General features: G+C 71.6%; 18 protein-coding genes and 2 pseudogenes. 9 read left to right on the top strand and 11 right to left on the bottom strand.

Annotated elements, in window-relative coordinates; genetic code table 11:
* The first annotated feature begins 43 nt into the window (after positions 1–43).
* From hsaA to Apa02nite_RS18035, 5 genes and pseudogenes are all read left to right on the top strand, one after another.
* Positions 44–1,216 carry a 3-hydroxy-9,10-secoandrosta-1,3,5(10)-triene-9,17-dione monooxygenase oxygenase subunit gene (gene hsaA, locus Apa02nite_RS18055; RefSeq protein WP_203826022.1) on the top strand — a complete coding sequence of 391 codons (1,173 nt, stop codon included), beginning with the start codon at positions 44–46 and terminating at the stop codon, positions 1,214–1,216.
* 7 nt (positions 1,217–1,223) lie between these two features.
* On the top strand, positions 1,224–2,036 hold the full coding sequence (gene hsaD, locus Apa02nite_RS18050; protein WP_203826021.1) for a 4,5:9,10-diseco-3-hydroxy-5,9,17-trioxoandrosta-1(10),2-diene-4-oate hydrolase: 813 nt from the start codon (positions 1,224–1,226) through the stop codon (positions 2,034–2,036).
* Positions 2,033–2,938 carry an iron-dependent extradiol dioxygenase HsaC gene (hsaC, locus tag Apa02nite_RS18045; protein ID WP_203826020.1) on the top strand — a complete coding sequence of 302 codons (906 nt, stop codon included), beginning with the start codon at positions 2,033–2,035 and terminating at the stop codon, positions 2,936–2,938. Before hsaD ends, hsaC begins: the two co-directional genes overlap by 4 nt.
* Positions 2,935–3,033: pseudogene (locus Apa02nite_RS18040) on the top strand (monooxygenase); the annotation flags it as partial. The gene hsaC and the pseudogene Apa02nite_RS18040, both read left to right, overlap by 4 nt.
* A gap of 204 nt (positions 3,034–3,237) precedes the next feature.
* Positions 3,238–3,696 (top strand): annotated as a pseudogene (locus Apa02nite_RS18035) (flavin reductase family protein); the annotation flags it as partial.
* A gap of 252 nt (positions 3,697–3,948) precedes the next feature.
* Here Apa02nite_RS18035 and Apa02nite_RS18030 read toward each other — a convergent pair.
* The 7 genes from Apa02nite_RS18030 to Apa02nite_RS18000 form a co-directional block, all read right to left on the bottom strand.
* Positions 3,949–4,506 (bottom strand): septum formation family protein, encoded by a 558-nt coding sequence (locus Apa02nite_RS18030; protein WP_203826019.1) that lies wholly within the window; start codon positions 4,504–4,506, stop codon positions 3,949–3,951.
* Positions 4,507–4,789: 283 nt separating this feature from the next.
* Entirely contained in the window at positions 4,790–5,101 is a 312-nt protein-coding gene (locus Apa02nite_RS18025; protein ID WP_203826018.1) for a hypothetical protein, read from the bottom strand.
* A 27-nt stretch (positions 5,102–5,128) separates the two neighbouring features.
* Positions 5,129–6,109, bottom strand: coding sequence for an acyl-CoA dehydrogenase family protein (locus tag Apa02nite_RS18020; RefSeq protein ID WP_203826096.1), 981 nt, complete (start codon positions 6,107–6,109; stop codon positions 5,129–5,131).
* Positions 6,106–7,176: an acyl-CoA dehydrogenase family protein gene (locus tag Apa02nite_RS18015; protein ID WP_203826017.1), complete on the bottom strand. Its 1,071-nt coding sequence runs from the start codon at positions 7,174–7,176 to the stop codon at positions 6,106–6,108. Before Apa02nite_RS18015 ends, Apa02nite_RS18020 begins: the two co-directional genes overlap by 4 nt.
* Positions 7,173–8,267, bottom strand: a complete 1,095-nt coding sequence (locus Apa02nite_RS18010; RefSeq protein WP_203826016.1) for an acyl-CoA dehydrogenase family protein — start codon at positions 8,265–8,267, stop codon at positions 7,173–7,175. Before Apa02nite_RS18010 ends, Apa02nite_RS18015 begins: the two co-directional genes overlap by 4 nt.
* Positions 8,264–9,091 carry an enoyl-CoA hydratase gene (locus tag Apa02nite_RS18005; RefSeq protein WP_203826015.1) on the bottom strand — a complete coding sequence of 276 codons (828 nt, stop codon included), beginning with the start codon at positions 9,089–9,091 and terminating at the stop codon, positions 8,264–8,266. Before Apa02nite_RS18005 ends, Apa02nite_RS18010 begins: the two co-directional genes overlap by 4 nt.
* Positions 9,084–10,619: a FadD3 family acyl-CoA ligase gene (locus tag Apa02nite_RS18000; protein ID WP_203826014.1), complete on the bottom strand. Its 1,536-nt coding sequence runs from the start codon at positions 10,617–10,619 to the stop codon at positions 9,084–9,086. Before Apa02nite_RS18000 ends, Apa02nite_RS18005 begins: the two co-directional genes overlap by 8 nt.
* Positions 10,620–10,698: 79 nt before the next feature.
* On the opposite strand from Apa02nite_RS18000, the gene Apa02nite_RS17995 reads away from it, so the two are divergent.
* The 3 genes from Apa02nite_RS17995 (at position 10,699) to Apa02nite_RS17985 (ending at position 13,283) form a co-directional block, all read left to right on the top strand.
* On the top strand, positions 10,699–11,856 hold the full coding sequence (locus Apa02nite_RS17995) for an acyl-CoA dehydrogenase family protein (RefSeq protein ID WP_373872971.1): 1,158 nt from the start codon (positions 10,699–10,701) through the stop codon (positions 11,854–11,856).
* Positions 11,857–11,933: 77 nt separating this feature from the next.
* The gene (locus Apa02nite_RS17990) at positions 11,934–12,707 is read left to right on the top strand and encodes an SDR family oxidoreductase (protein ID WP_203826012.1); all 774 of its coding nucleotides are present in this window, start codon (positions 11,934–11,936) and stop codon (positions 12,705–12,707) included.
* A gap of 69 nt (positions 12,708–12,776) precedes the next feature.
* Positions 12,777–13,283: a VOC family protein gene (locus Apa02nite_RS17985; RefSeq protein ID WP_203826011.1), complete on the top strand. Its 507-nt coding sequence runs from the start codon at positions 12,777–12,779 to the stop codon at positions 13,281–13,283.
* Here Apa02nite_RS17985 and Apa02nite_RS17980 read toward each other — a convergent pair.
* The gene (locus tag Apa02nite_RS17980; protein ID WP_203826010.1) at positions 13,207–14,109 is read right to left on the bottom strand and encodes a LysR family transcriptional regulator; all 903 of its coding nucleotides are present in this window, start codon (positions 14,107–14,109) and stop codon (positions 13,207–13,209) included. The two genes, Apa02nite_RS17985 and Apa02nite_RS17980, sit on opposite strands and share 77 nt — an antisense overlap.
* Positions 14,110–14,180: 71 nt before the next feature.
* Between Apa02nite_RS17980 and Apa02nite_RS17975 the strand changes: the two genes are divergently transcribed.
* Complete coding sequence (locus Apa02nite_RS17975; protein ID WP_203826009.1) at positions 14,181–15,020, top strand: EamA family transporter; 840 nt, start codon at positions 14,181–14,183, stop codon at positions 15,018–15,020.
* An 80-nt stretch (positions 15,021–15,100) separates the two neighbouring features.
* Here Apa02nite_RS17975 and Apa02nite_RS17970 read toward each other — a convergent pair whose 3' ends face one another.
* The 3 genes from Apa02nite_RS17970 to Apa02nite_RS17960 form a co-directional block, all read right to left on the bottom strand.
* Entirely contained in the window at positions 15,101–15,877 is a 777-nt protein-coding gene (locus Apa02nite_RS17970) for an SAM-dependent methyltransferase (protein ID WP_203826008.1), read from the bottom strand.
* A gap of 383 nt (positions 15,878–16,260) precedes the next feature.
* Positions 16,261–16,698, bottom strand: a complete 438-nt coding sequence (locus Apa02nite_RS17965; RefSeq protein WP_203826007.1) for a hypothetical protein — start codon at positions 16,696–16,698, stop codon at positions 16,261–16,263.
* Positions 16,699–16,764: 66 nt separating this feature from the next.
* Positions 16,765–18,243, bottom strand: coding sequence for a multicopper oxidase family protein (locus Apa02nite_RS17960; RefSeq protein WP_203826006.1), 1,479 nt, complete (start codon positions 18,241–18,243; stop codon positions 16,765–16,767).
* Positions 18,244–18,313: the final 70 nt, after the last annotated feature.

Raw genomic sequence — 18,313 nt, 5'->3', positions numbered from 1 at the left:
GGGACCGTTGAGTGCGCGAGCCAGGCCGATGAGAGGGGATCTCATGCAGGGCGCCATCGCCGTCGCACGCGGGGTTCAGGAGCTGGTGCCGGTCCTGCGCGACCGAGCCCAGGAGGCGGAGGACCGCCGGACGATCTCCACCGAGAGCATCAAGTCACTCGCCGCCACCGGCTTCTTCCGGCTGCTGCAGCCGGCCCGGTTCGGCGGCTATCAGGCCGATCCGGTGACGTTCTTCGGCTGCGTGCGCGACATCGCTGCCGCCTGCGGGTCCACCGGCTGGGTCGCCTCGGTGATCGGGGTGCACAACTGGCAGCTGGCGCTCTTCCCCGACCAGGCCCAGCAGGACGTCTGGGGCGACGACCCGGGCACGCTGATGTCCTCGTCGTACGCGCCGACCGGCCGGATCATCGCGGTCGACGGGGGATATCGGGTGAGTGGCCGCTGGAGCTTCTCCTCCGGCTGCGAGCACGCGAGCTGGGTGCTCCTCGGTGGCATCGTGCCCGGCGAGGGCGAGACGCCGGCCGACTTCCGCACGTTCCTGTTGCCGGCCGACGACTACACCGTCGAGGACGTCTGGCACACCGTCGGGCTGCGCGGCACCGGCAGCAACGACATCGTGGTGGCCGACGCGTTCGTCCCGGCGTATCGGTCGTTGAGCTTCGGTGACACCGCCCGCTGCGTCTGCCCCGGCCAGGAGCTGAACACCGCGCCGCTCTACCGGATCCCGTACGGGTCGATCTTCCCGTACACGATCACCACCCCGATCATCGGCATGGCCACCGGGGCGTATGACGCGCACGTCAGCTACATGCGCGAACGGGTCCGCGCGGCGTATGCCGGGGTGCGCGCCGCCGAGGATCCGTATTCGCAGGTGCGGGTGGCCCGGGCGGCCGCCGACCTGGACGCCGCCTGGCTGGCCCTGACCGCCGACATGACCGAGCTGATGACGCTCGCCAGCGCGGGGGAGAAGCTGCCGGCCCGGCTGCGCCTGCGGGTGCGCCGCGACCAGGTGCGCGGCACCGAGCTGGCGATCCAGGCCGTCGACCGGCTGTTCGAGAATTCCGGCGGCCGGGCGATCTACTCCAGCCACCCGATGCAGCGGTATTGGCGTGACGCGCACGCCGGCCGGGTGCACGCGATCAACGACCCGGAACGAGCCCTGTCCATGTACGGCCGCGGCGAGTTCGGCCTCTCCGTCGCCGACGCGATGATGTGAGGCGGCCATGACTCTCGCGTTCCACCGAGCCGGGTCACCCGGCGCGCCCCCGCTGGTGCTGCTGCACGGCGGCGGGCCGGGCGCGTCGGCGATGAGCAACTTCGGGCGGTCGGTCCCGGTCTTCGCCAAACGCTTCGACACCCTCGCGGTCGACCAGCCGGGCTATGGCGGGTCCGAGCTCGGCGAGCTGACCGGGCACTACTTCACGCACGCCGCCGACGCGCTCGCGGGGCTGCTCGACGAGCTCGGGCTCGACCGGGTGGACCTGCTCGGCAACTCGCTCGGCGGGGGCACCGCCGTGCGGTTCGCGCTGCGGCACCCGGCCCGAGCCGGGAAGCTGCTGCTGATGGGGCCGGGCGGGCTCAGCCTCAACGTGTTCGCCGCCGACCCGACCGAGGGGGTCAAGCGGCTGGGCGCGTTCGGGGCCGGGCCCAGCCGGGAACGGTTGGCGGCTTTCCTTTGTACCCTCGTGGTCGATCCTAAATTGATCACCGATGAGTTGATCGACGAGCGGTTCGCCGCCGCCTCCACCCCCGCGGCGCTGCAGGCCATGCGCGCGATGGGGGCCTCCTTCACCGACCGCGCGTCCTTCGAGGAGGGCCTGCTCTGGCGCGACGCGCACCGGCTGCGCAACGAGGTGCTGCTGGTGTGGGGCCGCGAGGACCGGGTCAACCCGCTCGACGGCGCGCTCGTCGCACTGAAGCTGATCCGCCGCTGCCGGCTGCACGTCTTCGGCGGCTGCGGGCACTGGGCGCACTTGGAGAAGTTCGACGAGTTCCATCGCCTGGCGTTCGATTTCTTGGAGGGGGAGCGGCAGTGAGCCTCATTCGATCGCTCGGCTACCTGCGGGTCGAGGCCACCGACGTGCCCGCGTGGCGGGAGTTCGGTGTCACGGTGCTCGGCATGGTCGAGGGGCGCGGACCCGACGCGTCTGCGGTCTACCTGCGGATGGACGACCTGCCCGCGCGGATCGTGGTGGTGCCCGGCGAGCGGGACCGGCTCGCCGCGAGTGGTTGGGAGTTGGCGTCACCTGCTGCGCTCGGGATGTTGGTGGGGGTCCTGGAGGCGGCCGGCGTCGGCTTCAAGGCGGCCGGCGACGACGAGCTCGCCGCCCGGCGGGTGGATCGCATGATCAGCGTGGACGATCCGGCCGGCAACCGGCTCGAGTTCTTCTGTGGCGCGGCCCTCGACACCCGGCCGGCACTCAGCCGCTACGGGACCAGCTTCGTGACCGGTGCGCAGGGGATGGGGCACGTGGTGCTGCCGTCCTTCGACGACGAGGCCGGGCTGCGGTTCTGGACCGAGGTGCTCGGGTTCCGGCTGCGCGACTCGATGCGGCTGATCCCGGAGACCATCGGGCTGCCGCCCAGCGACAAACCGTTGTGGATGCGGTTCCTCGGCTGCGGGCCGCGGCACCACAGTGTCGCGCTCGCCCCGATCCCCGCGCCCAGCGGCCTCGTGCACCTGATGACCGAGACGGCGTCGATCGACGACGTGGGCCGGGCGATCGACCGCTGCGCGCGGCACAAGGCCCCGATGATTTCCACGCTCGGCCGGCACGCCAACGACAACATGATTTCTTTTTACGTACGCACACCGAGCGGCTTCGACATCGAATACGGCACGGCCGGGCTCACCGTCGACGACGACACGTGGGTGGCCCGGCAGACCACCGCGCACAGCGTGTGGGGCCATCGGTTCGCCGCGGGCGGCCACGGGTGACCGTCGCGGTGGGGGTGGACGCGCGCGAGTTCCGCCGGGTGTTCGGCCACTTCTGCACCGGCGTCACCGTCGTCACGACGGCGTCATCCGCCGGCCCCGCGTCATCCGCCGGCCCCGCGTCGTCCGGCGGCCCGGCGTCGTCCGGCGGCCCGGCGTCGTCCGGCGGCCCGGCGTCGTCGGGTGGTCTGGGGTCGGCTGGCGGCCCGGCGTCTTTGGGTGGTCGGGCGCCTGGTGGTGCGGCTTTGTCGGGTGGCCGGGCGTCGGCTGGTGGTGCGGCTTTGGCCGGTGGCCCGGCTTTTCCGGCTGGTTTTGCGTGTCAGGCTTTTGTGCCGCTGTCGTTGGATCCGCCGTTGGTGCTGTTCTGCCCGCAGGCCGGTTCGCAGACGTGGCAGCGGATCCAGGACACCGGGCTGTTCTGCGTCAACGTGCTCGGCGAGGACCACCACGAGTTGTCCCGCGCGTTCGGCACGAGCCGTCCGGACAAGTTCGACGGGGTCGCGTGGACCCCGTCACCGGGCGGCATGCCGATCCTGCGCGACGCGCTGACCTGGGCCGAGTGCCGGGTCGAGGCAGTGCACCCGGGTGGCGACCACGTGATCGTGGTAGGCCGGGTGCTCACCCTCGGCGAGTGCCGCGACGGCGGGCCGCTGCTGTTCTTCCAGGGCCGGTACCGCACCGCCGCGCCCCCACCGCCGTCGGCCACCACCGAGGTGGTCGACACCCTGCTGGCCTGGCCCCGCCACACCGACTGGATCTGAGCAGCGGCCCGCCACGCACCGAAAGTCCCCACGCAGCGGCCGAGGCAGCGGTGTGTGTGAAGTTGTGGTGCGGGGCGCGCCGATAGTCCCCACGCAGCGGCCGAGGCAGCGGTGTGTGTGAAGTTGTGGTGCGGAGCGCGCCGAAAGTCCCCACGCAGCGGTCGGCGCGGTCGAACCTGTGGAGCTGACGCTGACTTCGCACGGTCAGAAGCCGCGGGGGCACGCTGACCGGATCCGATCAGCGCGGGCCGCTCACTTGCGCAGCGACTTGGTGAGGCCGCCGCCGGAACGATAGGCGAAGCAGACGATGTCGCGGTCGCGGCTCCAGGTCGACTCGGTGGGTACCGCGAAGATCGGCTCGACGTCGGCGGATTTGCCCGCGTAGGACTCCAGCTGCTTCGAGCACTCGGTCGTCGCGGTCTTGTCGACTGCGTCCTCGCCCGGCCAGTCACCCTTCGGCATGGTGTGGCGCGCGACGACCTCGGCGTTGTGCGTACTCGTACACGGTGTCACGTCGACGTTGCTGTCCTGGCGGATGAACGGGTTCAGCTTGGCGCAGTCGCCGACCCGGACATCGGCATAGGTGATCGACCGATCCCCCCGCACGTTGCCGGCGTCGTCGCGATCGGGGTCGATGACGTGGGTGTAGAACACGCCACCCGCGAACGCCACGACGATGCCGACCCCGATCAGCGTCTTGATCGTGCCCCAGACGGTGCGCGGGCTGCGCGGGCTGCGCGGCGGCTTGCTGGGGGACCGTTCCGCCGAGTCAGGCCAGGGCTGTCCGAACTGCACACCCGGATCAGGCACCGGTCCGACCTGCGGCGGCCCGGCCTGCACCGGTCCCGGCTGCATCGGACCCGGCTGCGCCGGGTAAGCCTGCGCCGGGTAAGCCTGCGGCGTTCCGGGCTGCGTCGGACCCGGCTGGCCCGGGTAAGCCTGCGGTGCCGCGGGCTGCGCCGCGTAGGGCTGTGCCGGGTAGGGCTGCGGCTCGCTGCTCTGTGTGCCGTCGGACGCCTGCGGCACGAAACCCCCGTGTTGACCATTCACGGCGGTCAACTTAGTGGTCAGTGCCGCGCAGGACCAAACGACTCTACTCGCCGTGCGTCGGGATGAGCATCGCGCCGACGACAGCGCCCAAGGTGATCAGGAAGTCGGTGGTCATCAGCTGCCGGGCGCGTTCCGCCTTTCCGCTGGAACCGGCCGCCAACGCCAGCACACCGCAGACCACACCCGCGCCCGCAACCAGCGCCGCGAGCAGCGCCAGGAACCGGCTGCCGACCTCGAAGGCGCTGACCACCAGAGCGAACAGGGCAACGCCACCGGCCGGCACCAGCAGCAGAGCGAAGGCGACACCCAGTCCGACCATGGACCGGGCCTTTGGCGGCCGATCGGGCTCTTCCATCGAAGGATCGTATGCCCCGCGGGCGAGTCAGGTGGGCAGCAGCGTGCCGGACAGGCGGTCGAGGTGGACGGACGGCGCACCGAAGAGCTGCGCGTCGGCGTAGGCGCGGCGCAGGTAGCGGTGCGCGTCGTGCTCCCAGGTGATCGCGATGCCACCGTGCATCTGGATCATCTCGGCGACGATCGCCTGCAGCGCCTCCGAGCAGTGCACCTTGGCCATCGCGGCGAGCGTCGGGGCCTCGGGAGAGCCGGTGGTCAGGGCTTCGGCGGCGGTCCAGGATGCGGTGGTCGCGGTTTCCAGCCTCAGGTACGCCTCGGCCAGGCGGTGCTGGATCACTTGGAAAGACCCGATGGTACGACCGAACTGCACCCGTTGGCGTACAAAATCGTGGGTCAGCTCGAAAGCCCGGGCCGCGGCGCCGATCTGCTCGGCACTCAACGCCACGCAGCCCAGATCGCGCAGCCAGGGCAGCAACCCGGCGTCGCCACCCAGCCGCCGGGCAGGCGCGTCGTCCAAACGCACCACGGCCAGCGGCCGGGTGGGGTCGAGCAGATCGCACTGCTGCACGGTGACGTCCGCGGCCGCCACCTCCCAGAGCGCGTCCCCGGTTGCTACCAGCAGGACGTCGGCCGTCTCGGCGTCGAGCACCTGGCGGGCCTCGCCGGTCAGCCGTCCCCCTTCGGAAACCGCGTGATCGCCGAGGAGCAGCAGTGCCGCCACCCGCTCACCGGCGCACAACGACGGCAGCAGGTCAGTGGCGCCGGCGCGCAGCAGCGCCTGGGTGGCCAGGACCGCGCTGCCGAGCATCGGCGACGGGGTGAGCTGCCGCCCCAACTCGGCCAGCACGACCTGGGACTCCAGCAGGGTGGCACCGGCGCCACCGTGCTGCTCGGGCACCGCCAGCCCGGCAACGCCGATCTCCTTGCAGAGTCGTGGCCACAGCGGATCGGGGCGCGCGGCGAGCAGTCCCCGCACGGCGTCACGAAGCGCCCGATGTTCGTCACTCAGTTCCATCCGTCCTCCTTGGCCAGCTCTGCCAGCACACGCGCCCGGTGGTCGGCCGGGGTGCCCCAGGACAGGCTCAGCGCGCGCACCTTTGTCAGCCAGCGGCCGAGGCCGTGCTCCTGGGTGTAGCCGATCGCGCCGTGCACCTGCAGCGCCGCGCGGGCGGCCCGGTTCGCGGCGTCCGAGCAGGCCACCTTCGCGGCCGAGACGTCCCGGGGCGCGACGGTCACCGCAGCCGCGTAGAGCAGCGGCCGCGCGAATTCGAGCCCGACCGCAACATCGGCCAGCCGATGCCGCACCGCCTGGAACCGTCCGATCGGCCCGCCGAACTGGGCCCGGCTGCGAGCGTGCGCCACCGCCACCTCGAGCAAGGCCCGCCCGGCGCCGAGCAGCTGCGCGGCACAGACCAGCGCGCCGAGGTCGAGGGCCCGGCCGACTGCGGGGCACGCTTCCAGCGGTCCGGCCGGAACCACCTCGAACAGCCGCCGCGTGCGGTCGAGCGAGCAGCGAGCCGCCCCGATCCGGCCCGCGCCGATCGCGCCCCGATCCGCGAAAAGCACCACGCCCGCAGCGTCCGCATCGACCGCATACGGCAGCCACGGCGGCGCGGCAAGCGTGCCCAAGATCCTCCCCTCGGCCAGCGCGCGCAGCCACCTGCCGGGCTCGTCGAGACCGGCCATCAAGGGCAGCCGCCCGTCGGTCTCGCCAAGACGGTCCATCGAGGGCAGCCGCCCGCCGGCCAACGCGGGCCGCCCGTCGGATTTGCTGAGCCCGGCCAGCAGGACAGGCACGGCGGCGAGAGTCTCGGCCACCGGCCCCGGCACCGCGTGGTGCCCCAGCTCTTCGGCGGCGATGACCAGGTCGGCCGGTCCGGCGTCGAGTCCACCCCACCGCTCCGGCACAGCGAGCCCGGTGACCCCCGCCCCGGCCAGCCGTTCCCACACCCGCCGGCCCGGCCCGTGATCCCCATCGGCCCACCTGTCCGCGGCCGCCGGCACCTCGGCCGCGGACAACAGGTCATGCAGCGCGGCCGCGAAAGAAGCCTGTTCCGGGGCGGGGACCAGGTTCATCGGGGCAGGCCCAGCGCCCGGGTGGCGACGATGTCACGCTGGATCTCGTTGGTCCCCGCATAGATCGGCCCGGCCAGCGCGAACAGATACCCGTCGGCCCACGCCCGGTCGATCTCGGCCCGCGGCCCGAGCACCTCCAACGCGGTCTCGTGCAGCCCCACATCCAGCTCGGACCAGAACAGCTTGACCATGCTGGGCGACGCGGCGACCCCGGCAAACGCATGCATCCGATACGCCTGAGCCCCGATCCAGGCATCCGCCACCCGATCCCGCAGACCCGGATCCCCGCCCTCCTGCCACGCCGCCACCAGCCGCCGCGCCGCCGCGCTGAACCGCCCTGGGCTCCGCAATCCCGGCCCGCGTTCATGCCCGGCGGTGCTCATCGCGACCCGCCACCCGTCACCAGGCGCGCCGATCACGTCGGCATCCGGCACGAACACGTCGTCCAGGAAGATCTCCGCGAACCCGGCCTCCCCGCCGAGCTGCCGGATCGGCCGCACCGTGACCCCTGCCGCGCGCAGGTCGACCATCAGATAGGTAAGCCCCCGGTGCCGTTCCGCGCGTGGATCACTGCGGAACAGCCCGAACGCCCGATCGGCCACCACCGCCCGGGAACTCCACGTCTTCTGCCCGGTCAGCCGCCAGCCGCCCTCGACCCGTTCCGCGCGGGACCGGATCGCCGCGAGGTCACTGCCCGCCTCCGGCTCCGACCAGGCCTGCGCCCACACCTGATCACCGCGCGCCATCGGCGGCAGGATCCGCTCGCGTTGCTCCGCGGTGCCGTCCGCGAACAGTGTCGGCGCCAGCAGGAACAGCCCGTTCTGACCGATCCTGATCGGCGCCCCGGCGGCGTGATATTCCTCCTCGAACAGCAACGCGTGCAGCGCCGGCGCGTCCCGCCCGCCATACCGCGCGGGCCAGGACACCACCGCGAGGCCGGCGTCCGCGAGCCGCCGCTCCCAGGCCCGATGCGCCGCGTCGCCGGCCGGCGTGTCCACGGGGGGCAGCGGCTCGGCGGGCACGTTCGCGGCGAGCCAGTCCCGGACCTCGTCACGGAACGCCAGGGCATCGGGTGGCAGGTCGAGGTTCACCGCTTCATGGCTTTCTGATCGAAACCGGCCAGGGGATCGCCGGTGACCTCGGCGTTGTGCGCGTGCGCGAGGTGGTGCAGGCCGAACACCGCGTCCATCCCGGCGCGCATGCCCATCAGGTCCTCGCACTGGTTCAGGCCGCGTTTGGCCAGGGCGAGACCGAACGGCGGCATCGCCGCGATACGCTCCGCGAGCGCGATCACCTCCGGCTCCAGGTCCGCGCGGGGCACGACCCGATTGACCATCCCTATTTCGTACGCACGGTGAGCCCCGAACCGGTCCCCGGTGAATAGCACCTCCCGGGCGAAGCGCGGCCCGAGCGCCCACGGATGCGCGAAATACTCCACGCCCGGGATGCCCATCCGCAGCACCGGATCGGCGAAGAACGCGTCCTCGGCGGCGACGATCAGGTCGCACACCCAGGCCAGCATCAGCCCGCCGGCGATGCACGCGCCCTGCACCATGGCGATCACCGGTTTCGGGATCTCCCGCCATCGCCGGCACATGCCCAGGTAGACCTCTGTCTCGCGGGCATACCGCCGGTCGGCCCCGGCCCGGTCGGTGTGGTCCCACCACAGTGCCGCCCGGCGCGCGAACGGCGTGTCCGCGTCGCGTTCCGGCGTGCCGATGTCGTGTCCCGCCGAGAAGTGCTCACCCGCACCGGCCAGCACGATCACCCGCACCTCGCCGTCGTCCACGGCCCGGCCGAACGCGGCGTCGAGCGCATACGTCATCGCGGAGTTCTGCGCGTTGCGATAGCGCGGCCGGTTCATCGTCACCACCGCGAGCGGGCCCCGCCGCTCGTAGAGCACCTCGTCAGCCATCGGCCGCCTCTTCGCGCAGCAGGTATTTGAGGACCTTGCCCGAGGCGTTGTGCGCCAGCCCGCCCCGCAGCTCGACACTGCGCGGCACCTTGTAACCGGCCAGCCGCTCCCGGCAGAAGCCGATCACCTCCGCCTCGGTGATCACCTGGCCCGGGCGGCACACCACGAACGCCTTGCCGACCTCGCCGAGCCGCTGGTCGGGCACCCCGATCACCGCGGACTCGGCGACCTGCGGCAGCCCGGCCAGCACACGCTCCACCTCGGCCGGATAGACGTTGAAGCCACCGCAGATGTACATGTCCTTGAGCCGGTCGGTGATGGTCAGATAGCCGTGCTCGTCGAGCCGCCCGACGTCACCGGTGTGCAGCCAGCCCTCCGCGTCGATCGCCTCGGCGGTCGCGGCCGGGTCGTCGAGGTAACCGAGCATCGTGTTGGGCCCGCGCAACAGGACCTCACCGCCCGCCCCATCGATCTTTATCTCGAATCCGGCGGCGGCGCGGCCACAGGTCTCGGCCACGGTCCGGGCGTCGTCTCCGGCGCGGCACATGGTGGCCACGACCGCTTCGGTCAATCCGTACGCGGTGAGCACCTCGGCGCCCAGCTCCGTGCGCATCCGCTCGACCAGCGCGGGTGGCACGACGGCCGCCCCGGTGACCGCCAGGCGCAGGCTGGACAGGTCGTGCTCGCCGGCCCCGGGATGGTCCAGCAGGCTGGTGTAGAGCGTGGGCGGGCCGGGCAGCACGGTGATCCGCTCGCTGCCGATCAGCTCGCGCGTGCGCGCCACGTCGAACACCGCCTGCGGCACGATCGTCGCGCCGCTGACCAGGCAGGCCAGGATGCCGGCCTTGAGGCCGAAGCTGTTGAAGAACGGGTTGACCACCAGATAGCGGTCGTCGGTGCCGAGCCCGGCGATCCCGGCCCACGCCGCGGCGACGTCCAGTGACTGCCGGTGTGCGCTCATCACTCCCTTGCTGCGCCCGGTCGTGCCCGAGGTGAACAGGATGTCGGCGACGTCGTCGGGCGTGACCGCTTCTGCCCGCGCGTCGGCCTCGCTCGCCGGGACCGCGTCACCCCGGGCCAGGAAATCGGCCCACCCGTCGGGAATCGACACGATCAGCTCGGGGAGGGCGCCGGCCTGTCGGGGCCGGCCACGCTCGTCGGGGCCGGAGTCGGCTGCGGCGCGGAGCAGCGCCAGCCGGTCGGCGCCGAGGAACGGGCCGACCACGACCAGCCCGCGGGCCCGGCTGCGCCGGATCACGTCCAGGGCCTCGACCGCGGTGAACCGGGTGTTGACCGGCACCAGCGTGCCGCCCGCATAACTCACCCCGAGCGCGGTCAGCACCCACTCCGCCGAGTTCGGCGCCCACAGCGCGAGCCGATCACCCGGCCGCAGCCCACCGGCGATCAGCGCCCGCGCCACCCGCCGGACCATGGCGAGCAAATTTTTGTACGTCAGCGCGCCCACGGCCGGCGTCGAGCCGAAGTCGTGGGCGGCTCGGGCCACCGCCGCCGGGATCGTCGAGGCCATCGCACCCTCCGTTCGCTCGTGGCCGACCAAGCAAGTGCTTGGTAGGGTGAGCTTACGTGCGAAGCGGGAGGCGTCGCCAGTGGACGACAATCAGGATTTCCGGCGCGAGATCCGGGCGTGGCTCGCCGCGACCGTGACCGACGACCTGCGCGGCGCCGGCGGGGCGGGCCGGGAGAACGAGGCGTTCGACAGGCGTCTGGCCTTCACCCGGCGGCTGGCCGCCGCCGGCTGGTCCACCCTGGCCTGGCCGGTCGAGCACGGCGGGCAGGGCGCGTCCCTGGAGCGTCAGGTCATCTTTCACGAGGAGTGCGCGAAGGCCGGCGCCCCCAGCCGGGTCGACCACATCGGCGTCACCATGGTCGGCCCCACCCTCATCCAGCTCGGCACCACCCGCCAGCGGGAGCGGTTCCTGCCCGGCATCGCCGCGGCCACGGAGTTGTGGTGCCAGGGTTATTCCGAGCCCGGCGCGGGTTCGGATCTCGCTGCCGTCGCCACCCGGGCCCGGCTCGACGGCGACCAGTGGGTGCTCACCGGTCAGAAGGTGTGGACGTCGCTGGCGCACGTGGCCGACTGGTGTTTCGTGCTGGCCCGCACCGCGCCGCCGCCGGAGGGCGCCTCCCGGCACGCCGGCCTGTCCTATCTGCTGGTGCCGATGCGCCAGCCCGGCGTCACGGTCCGCCCGATCCGCCAGCTCACCGGCGACAGCGAGTTCAACGAGGTCTTCTTCGACAGCGCCCGCACCGACCGCGACCTGGTCGTCGGCGAGCCCGGCCAGGGCTGGCGGGTGGCGATGGCCACGCTCGGCTTCGAACGCGGCGCGGCCACGGTCGGCCAGCAGGTCGGCTTCCAGCGCGACCTCGACGACCTGGTGGCGCTGGCCCGGCGCACCGGCGCGGCCGCTGATCCCGGCGTGCGCGAGCGGCTGACCCGAGCCTGGATCGACCTGACCGTGCTGCGGGCGCACACCTTGCGGTCGCTGTCGGCGCCGCCGTCCGCCGGCACCGCCACGGTCATCAAGCTGCTCTGGTCCCGCTGGCGGCAGGGCCTCGGCGAGCTGGCCATGACGGTCCTCGGGCCGGCCGGGGTGGCCGTGGTTCCCGGGGATCCCGATGTCGACAGGTGGCGCAGGCTGTTTCTGTTCAGCCGCGCCGACACCATCTACGGCGGGTCGAACGAGATCCAGCGTGGCATCCTGGCCGAGCGGGTCCTCGGCCTGCCCCGCCAGGACCGCCGATGACGCCGGGCCTGCCGCCGAGCTCAGGTCCGTGGACGGGGCCGGGACCGCGGCGGGAGCCTGCTCCGGCCGGGTCGCCGATGATCGTGCCGCCGGTGGGGCGCGGGCTGCTCCAGGACAAGGTGGTCGTGGTGACTGCGGCAGCCGGGACCGGGATCGGTGCCGCGATCGCCGAGCGCTGCCTCGCCGAGGGCGCCTGCGTGGTGCTCAGCGACCGCCACGAGCGCCGGCTCGAGGCGGCGCGCGATCGGCTGCTCACGTCGTACCGAAAAAGGGTCTGGTCCTTGGTTTGTGATGTCACCGACGACCGTGAGGTGACCGCGCTGGTGAGTGGCGCGGCGGCGGAGTTCGGGCGGGTGGACGTCATGATCAACAACGCCGGGCTCGGCGGCGCACGAGCGGTCCACGAGATGACCGACAATGAATGGTCGCGCGTCCTCGATGTCACCTTGAGTGGCACGTTCCGGTGCACACGGGCGGCGCTGCGGCAGATGATCGCGCAGGGCGGCGGGGGAGCGGTGGTCAACAACGCGTCGGTGCTGGGGTGGCGGGCGCAGGCCGGGCAGGCGCACTACGCGGCGGCGAAGGCGGGCGTCATGGCGTTCACCCGGTGCGCCGCGCTCGACGTGGCCGCGCACGGCATCCGGGTCAACGCGGTCGCGCCCAGCCTGGCCACCCACCCGTTCCTGAGCAAAGTGATCAGCGAACCGGAGCTGGCCGAGCTGGCCGGGCGCGAGGCGTTCGGCCGGGCCGCGCAGCCGTGGGAGGTCGCGACCGTGGTGGCGTTCCTGGCCAGCGACTACGCGTCCTACCTGACCGGCGAGGTGATCTCGGTGAGCAGCCAGCACCCATGACGACAGAAACTGGCCGGAATGGCGGCTATTTTTTCCGGACGCATTCCGTTCGGAGAGGAGCCACCCGATATGTCTGTCAAGGCGATCCCCGAGGGCTATACGAGCGTCACGCCGTGGATCGTCTCGCGTGATGCGGCCGCGGTCATCGACTATCTCCGCGGGGCGTTCGGCGCTGAGGAACTGGGCCGGGTGATCGACGCCCGCGGGATGATCGGGCACGCGGAGGTCCGCATCGGCGACGCGATCGTGATGCTCTTCGACGGCGACCCGAGTTGGCCGGCGACACCCGCGTTCCTCCGGCTGTACGTCGAGGACGCCCACGCCGTGCACCGCCGGGCGGTCGAGGCGGGCGGCGTGTCCATTTCCGAGGTCACCCATCTGGCGTTCGGCGACCTGGTCGGGCGGGTGCGCGACCCGTTCGGCAACGTGTGGTGGATCCAGAGCCGGATCGAGGACGTGACGCCCGAGGAGATGGCGCGGCGCTTCGCCGACCCGCAGTTCACGGCGGCGATGGAATACCTGCAGCGGCCCGAGACCGAGTTCTTTCCCCGAGGAGGAGCCGCCGGGCAAGGTTGACGAGATCCGGTACGGCGGGATGGCTCGGCGGTTGCTTCCAGGCCAGGCGCACCGGGACGGCCGGCACGTCGATCAGCGGGAGGTAGGTGACGGCGGGGTTCGGATAGGTGGCCGCGGTGGCGGTGGTGGTGACGCCGACCGCGTGGCCGGCGGCGATGGCGGCGATCCAGTCGTCGGTGTTGGCGACCTCGACGGTGGAGTTCGGTGCGTCGTCCGCAGGCCAGAGGTCGAGGGTCGCGGTGCCGGCGATGGTGTTCACGGCGATCGGCTCGGCGACCAGATCGTGCAGGGTGAGCCGGGCTTTCCGGGTGAGCGGGCTGTCGGCGGCGACGGCGGCGACGCGCGGCTCGAACAGCAGGAGCAGGGTGTCCACCTCGGCGGGCAGGTCGGCCTCGCCCCGGATGACGGCGACGTCGACGGTGCCGTGCTCGAGCCCGGCCAGGCGATCGTCGACGCGCAGGAGCTGCACAGGCGTGTCCGGGTCCTCCTGCTTCCAGAGCCGCAGCAGGGGCGTGGTGTGGTCGCCCAGCGCCGACCAGGCGTGGCCGATGCGCAGGGGCCAGGTCCCGGCACGGGCCGGGTCGAGGGCGTCGTCGACGGCCGTGACCGCGGCGGCGGCTCGCGGCCGAAACGCGTGCCCGGCGGCGGTGAGCCGAAGGTGGTGGGTGGATCGGTCGATCAGGCGGACACCGAGGTGGGTTTCCAGCTGGCGCAGGGTGCGGGAGAGCGCGGGTTGCGTCACGTGCAACCGGGCCGCGGCGCGGGTGATGGTGCCTTCGGCGGCGATGGCCAGAAAGGCGCGCAGATGCCGCAGCTCCACGGTCATAACCACAGAGCATAACCGCAGCAAAATCGGCATTTCCCTGGCCGCCGGGGTGACTCCTAGCGTCGAAAAGCATGACTGAAGCTCGTTACTCCACCGAGGCGGTGGGGCTGGTCTTGGCAGCGCTGTTGTCAGGACCGTTCGGCGGCGCGGTCGCGGCGCTGCTGTTCCCCCGAGTCGGGGTGGACGGCGTCGTGACGCTGCGGCTGACGATCGCGGCGCTCGTGCTGCTGGCGGTGTGCCGGCCCCGCGTGCGGGGCTATCGGCGCGCGGACTGGCTGTTGATCGGCGGGTTCGGTGTGGCGCTGGCCGGGATGAACACGCTGGCCTACCACGCGATCGCGCGGATCCCGCTCGGTCCCGTGGTGATGCTGGAGGTGCTGGGGCCGCTCGTACTCTCGGTGGTGACCGCCCGCCGCGCGGCGAGCTGGCTGTGGGCCGGCCTGGCCGCCGCCGGGGTGGCGTTGCTGACCGGCACCGGATCCGATCGGCTCACGCCGGCGGGGATCGGCTTCGCGGTCGCGGCGGGCGCTGTCTGGGCCGGGTACATCATGGCCAGTGCGCGGGCCGGGCAGCGCTTCCCGAAGGCTGACGGGTTGGCCCTGGCGATGATCGCCGCCGCGGTCATCACGTTTCCGCTCGGGGCCGGCACCGCGCTGGTGAATCCCTACGTTCTGGCGATGGGTGCCGCGGTGGCGCTGTTGTCGTCGGCGTTGCCGTACACCCTGGAGCTGCTGGCACTACGCCGCATGCCCACCACGACCTTCGCCGTGCTGATGAGCCTGGTGCCGGCGGTTGCGGCGATCGCCGGTTATGTCGTCCTGCACCAGCAGCTCACCGCGGTGGAAGGGCTGGCCATCGCGCTGGTCATCGCCGCCAACATCGGCGCCGTCCGGACGCGGCCCACGGAGTGACTCGGGCACGGCAGGGCCAGGGCCACCCCGACGCCGGCCGTCGGCGGACTCGCGGTTGCGCCAGAACCGACCTGGCGCAGTCAGGGTTTGCGGCCCACCGCGCAATAGACGTCGAGGGCCTCCGGTGTCGTGCCCGGCTGCGGCCGCCACAGCGAGGTCGACACCACACCCGGTGCGAGCAGGTCCAGGCCCTGGAAGAAGCCGCCGATCTCCTCGGGTGTGCGCAGATTGTACGGGTGGCCGTTCTGCTTGGCGACCCGCTGGCTCTCCACGCTCTGCGCGCTGGTGCTCGTCCCGTCGCTCACCACGAGGTAACTGCCCGAGGGCACGGCGGCGAGCAGCCGCTCGACGATCGAACAGGCCTCGGCATAGTCGGCGACGTTACCCAGGATGCCGATCATCGTGAGCGCCACCGGCCGGCTGAAGTCGAGCGTCCGCGCGGCCTCGGCCAGGATCCGCTCCGGGTTGTGCACGTCGGCGTCGATGTAGGCGGTCTCGCCCTCCGCGGAACTCGTCAGCAGCGCGCGGGCGTGCACCAGGACGAGGGGATCGTTGTCCACGTAGACGACCCGGGAGCCGGGTGCCACCCGCTGGGCGACCTCATGGGTGTTGTCGGCCGTCGGGAGTCCGGTGCCGATGTCCAGGAACTGCCGGATGCGCTCCTCGCCGGCGAGGAGCGTCACCGCCTGGATCAGGAACCTCCGCTGGGCCTGGGCGACCGCCGCGATCCCCGGGTTCGCTGATCGGAGGGCGTCGCCCAACTCCCGGTCGACGGCGTAGTTGTCCTTGCCGTCCAGCAGGTAGTTCCACACCCGTGCGCTGCTCGGCCGGTTCACGTCGATGCTGGGATCGGTCATAGCTGGCGATCCTAGGCACTGCCCGCGGCCTTCGGGAGTGGCGCCGGTCGATGAATCGGGCCGGGCCGCCATCAGTGACCGGCGGTCAGTCCAGCGGGGTCGGCGCGGTGTCGAGCCAGCACCTGCCGGATCACGGCGACGCCCGAGTCGAGGTCGCCGGTGACGCCGATGCTGACGCCGGCTGCGGTCTGCCCGCTCGTCGATCCAGCATTGTTCGATCGGGCTCTCCGGGGTGGGCAGGTCGGCCGCCTCCAGGGTGGCTTCGGCCGCGGCCATCAGCTCCTGCCAGGCGGCGAACGGGAAATCGCCGTCGGTCGTTCAAGCAGGCGCGGAGATCAGCGGGCAGCGGCATGCGCGGCAGCGTAATACCGGCGGCGGGATCGTCAGCCCGCCGCCGGGCTGCGGAGCTGCTGGTGGAGCTGCCCCGCCACGTTGACGACGACGGAGAACCGGAACACCTGGATCTCGTCAGCGGCAAAACTGCCGGTCACGATGGGCGGTGGCGCGTAGGCGTACACCTCGTCGTCGTTCAGCCGCAGACCGCGCCGGTGGAATGCGGCCATGGCCAGGGTGCCCAGCAGGTACTGGTCCTGGCCGTCCTCCGTCTCGAGGTCGGCGATCAGGTCGGCGTAACTCGCCCATCCGGCCAGGAGCTCGCCGCCGATCGTGTCGAGGAACCACCACGTGCCCTGTCCGTCCTCCAGGAAGATGTTCCCGAACAGCGAGGCGAAGCGGGGCGTCTTGCCCCGCAGGTCCAGCCACGACCACGACTCCAACGCCTGGGCGTACTGGTCGTCGCTGAACCGCTTGGTGAGCTCCATGCGCGTATCTGATCAGACCGGTGGGCAGTCCCGGCGACCGCCTCCGCTGATCGCCCACCGAGACCGTCAGCCGGTCATCACCATCAGCATGGTCATCATGCCCTCGTCCTCGTGCACGGTGTTGTGGCAGTGCAACATGTAGCCGAATGTGTTGTCCGCGTAATCGGTGAACTGCATGGCGATGACATTTGTGCTCTGCGGCGCGATCAGAATGGTGTCCTTCCATTCGGCATAACCGCCGGTCGGTGCGACTCCGTTGACCGTCAACACCTGGAACGGTACGTCGTGCAAATGGAAGGAGTGGGTCAGCCCGGTCGCGTTGGTGATCGTCCACACCTCGGTCGCCCCGAGGGTCGTCATGATCCCGGCTGCTTCCATCGCGGCCATCGTCGTCCCGGCCACCCCGTTGATGAGCATGCTGTTGCCGCGATTGGACAACGCGATCGTACGAGTGGCGTCCGGACTGCTCACGTCCAACGCCGTGAACGTGGCGAGCGAGCTCGGCAGCTCGTCGGCCGCCGCCGTGGCGCTCGAGGTCAGGGTCACGATCGCGGACGTGCCGCTGCCACCCCGCGCGCCCCCGGCGGTGACCGTCGCCTGCAGGGTCACGCTGTCCCCGCTGGTGACGTCGATACAGATCTCGGCCCGTTCGCCGGCCACGAGCTGCAGCCTGGTGACCGCGAGCGGCGCCGACAACAACGCCGCATCCGTCGCCACCTGGGTGAACGCGGCGCCGTCGGAGCGCGTGACGGTGATGATGTCCGCGATCGAGGCGTTGAGGACGTGGAAGCGGACCCGGCTCACGTCCACGGCGAGCGTCGGCGTGCCGTCCACCCCCACGTTGGACCCGTTGACCAGCAGCGGGAAGGATGTGGTGCTCGCGGTCTCGCCGGCGGTCGTGAACAGCAGCGCCCCGGCCGTGCTGACCGGGTTCGACTGCACGATCAGCGGGAACTGGTCGGTGCCGTAGGTGCTGGGCAGCGCGGCCGCGCCGTCGGTGTCGTCGTCGACGATGAGCATGCCGGCCAGTCCGCTGGCGACCTGCTCGGCAGTGGTGCCCAGGGCATGCGGGTGGAACCACAGCGTGCACGCGGCCTGATTGATCTCGAAGGACGGCGAGAATGTCCCGCCCGCGTCGATGGTGTTCTGCGGGCCGCCGTCGACCGAGGGCGGGATGTGCGCGCCGTGCCAGTGCACCGTGCTCACGTCGTCGAGGTTGTTGGTGATGTCCATCTGGACGGTGTCGCCCTGGTTCACCTTGAGCACCGGGCCGAGGAACGCCTGGTTGAAGCCGCAGGTCGCGCTCGTGACGCCGCTGAGGATCTCGGTGGTGCCGGACTCCATGCTGAGCTTGAAGACCTTCGTCCCGCTGCTGTCGGTGGTGGATTCGAGCAGGGGCGGGATGGTCAGGGTGCCGGAGGCGGTGGCCGCCCGGGCGGGGGCGGCGAATCTCAAGGAGGCGCCTGCGACGGCGAGCGCGCTGATGCCGCGCAGGAAGCCGCGGCGGGAGAGGGCGGTGTGGGCCGGAGCCGATCGTTCGGTCATGGTCGATGAAGCTAGGAATAGACACTGTGGAATGGCTATGCGGGAGATATCAAAATCCACAGATCGGATA

It is taken from the genome of Actinoplanes palleronii, from assembly GCF_016862315.1.
In the GTDB taxonomy this organism is placed as follows: Bacteria; Actinomycetota; Actinomycetes; order Mycobacteriales; family Micromonosporaceae; genus Actinoplanes; species Actinoplanes palleronii.
Note: the sequence above shows the minus strand (reverse complement) of the source record. Positions and strands in the feature narration are given on the sequence as shown.

Excerpts from the sequence above, each read along its gene's own strand:
- hsaA (WP_203826022.1), top strand. The coding sequence starts at position 44 with ATGCAGGGCGCCATCGCCGTCGCACGCGGGGTTCAGGAGCTGGTGCCG.
- hsaD (WP_203826021.1), top strand. The coding sequence starts at position 1,224 with ATGACTCTCGCGTTCCACCGAGCCGGGTCACCCGGCGCGCCCCCGCTG.
- Apa02nite_RS18025 (WP_203826018.1), bottom strand. The coding sequence starts at position 5,101 with ATGGAAGAGCCCGATCGGCCGCCAAAGGCCCGGTCCATGGTCGGACTG.
- Apa02nite_RS18015 (WP_203826017.1), bottom strand. The coding sequence starts at position 7,176 with ATGAACCTGGTCCCCGCCCCGGAACAGGCTTCTTTCGCGGCCGCGCTG.
- Apa02nite_RS18005 (WP_203826015.1), bottom strand. The coding sequence starts at position 9,091 with ATGGCTGACGAGGTGCTCTACGAGCGGCGGGGCCCGCTCGCGGTGGTG.
- Apa02nite_RS18000 (WP_203826014.1), bottom strand. The coding sequence starts at position 10,619 with ATGGCCTCGACGATCCCGGCGGCGGTGGCCCGAGCCGCCCACGACTTC.
- Apa02nite_RS17990 (WP_203826012.1), top strand. The coding sequence starts at position 11,934 with ATGATCGTGCCGCCGGTGGGGCGCGGGCTGCTCCAGGACAAGGTGGTC.
- Apa02nite_RS17985 (WP_203826011.1), top strand. The coding sequence starts at position 12,777 with ATGTCTGTCAAGGCGATCCCCGAGGGCTATACGAGCGTCACGCCGTGG.
- Apa02nite_RS17980 (WP_203826010.1), bottom strand. The coding sequence starts at position 14,109 with ATGACCGTGGAGCTGCGGCATCTGCGCGCCTTTCTGGCCATCGCCGCC.
- Apa02nite_RS17975 (WP_203826009.1), top strand. The coding sequence starts at position 14,181 with ATGACTGAAGCTCGTTACTCCACCGAGGCGGTGGGGCTGGTCTTGGCA.
- Apa02nite_RS17970 (WP_203826008.1), bottom strand. The coding sequence starts at position 15,877 with ATGACCGATCCCAGCATCGACGTGAACCGGCCGAGCAGCGCACGGGTG.
- Apa02nite_RS17965 (WP_203826007.1), bottom strand. The coding sequence starts at position 16,698 with ATGGAGCTCACCAAGCGGTTCAGCGACGACCAGTACGCCCAGGCGTTG.
- Apa02nite_RS17960 (WP_203826006.1), bottom strand. The coding sequence starts at position 18,243 with ATGACCGAACGATCGGCTCCGGCCCACACCGCCCTCTCCCGCCGCGGC.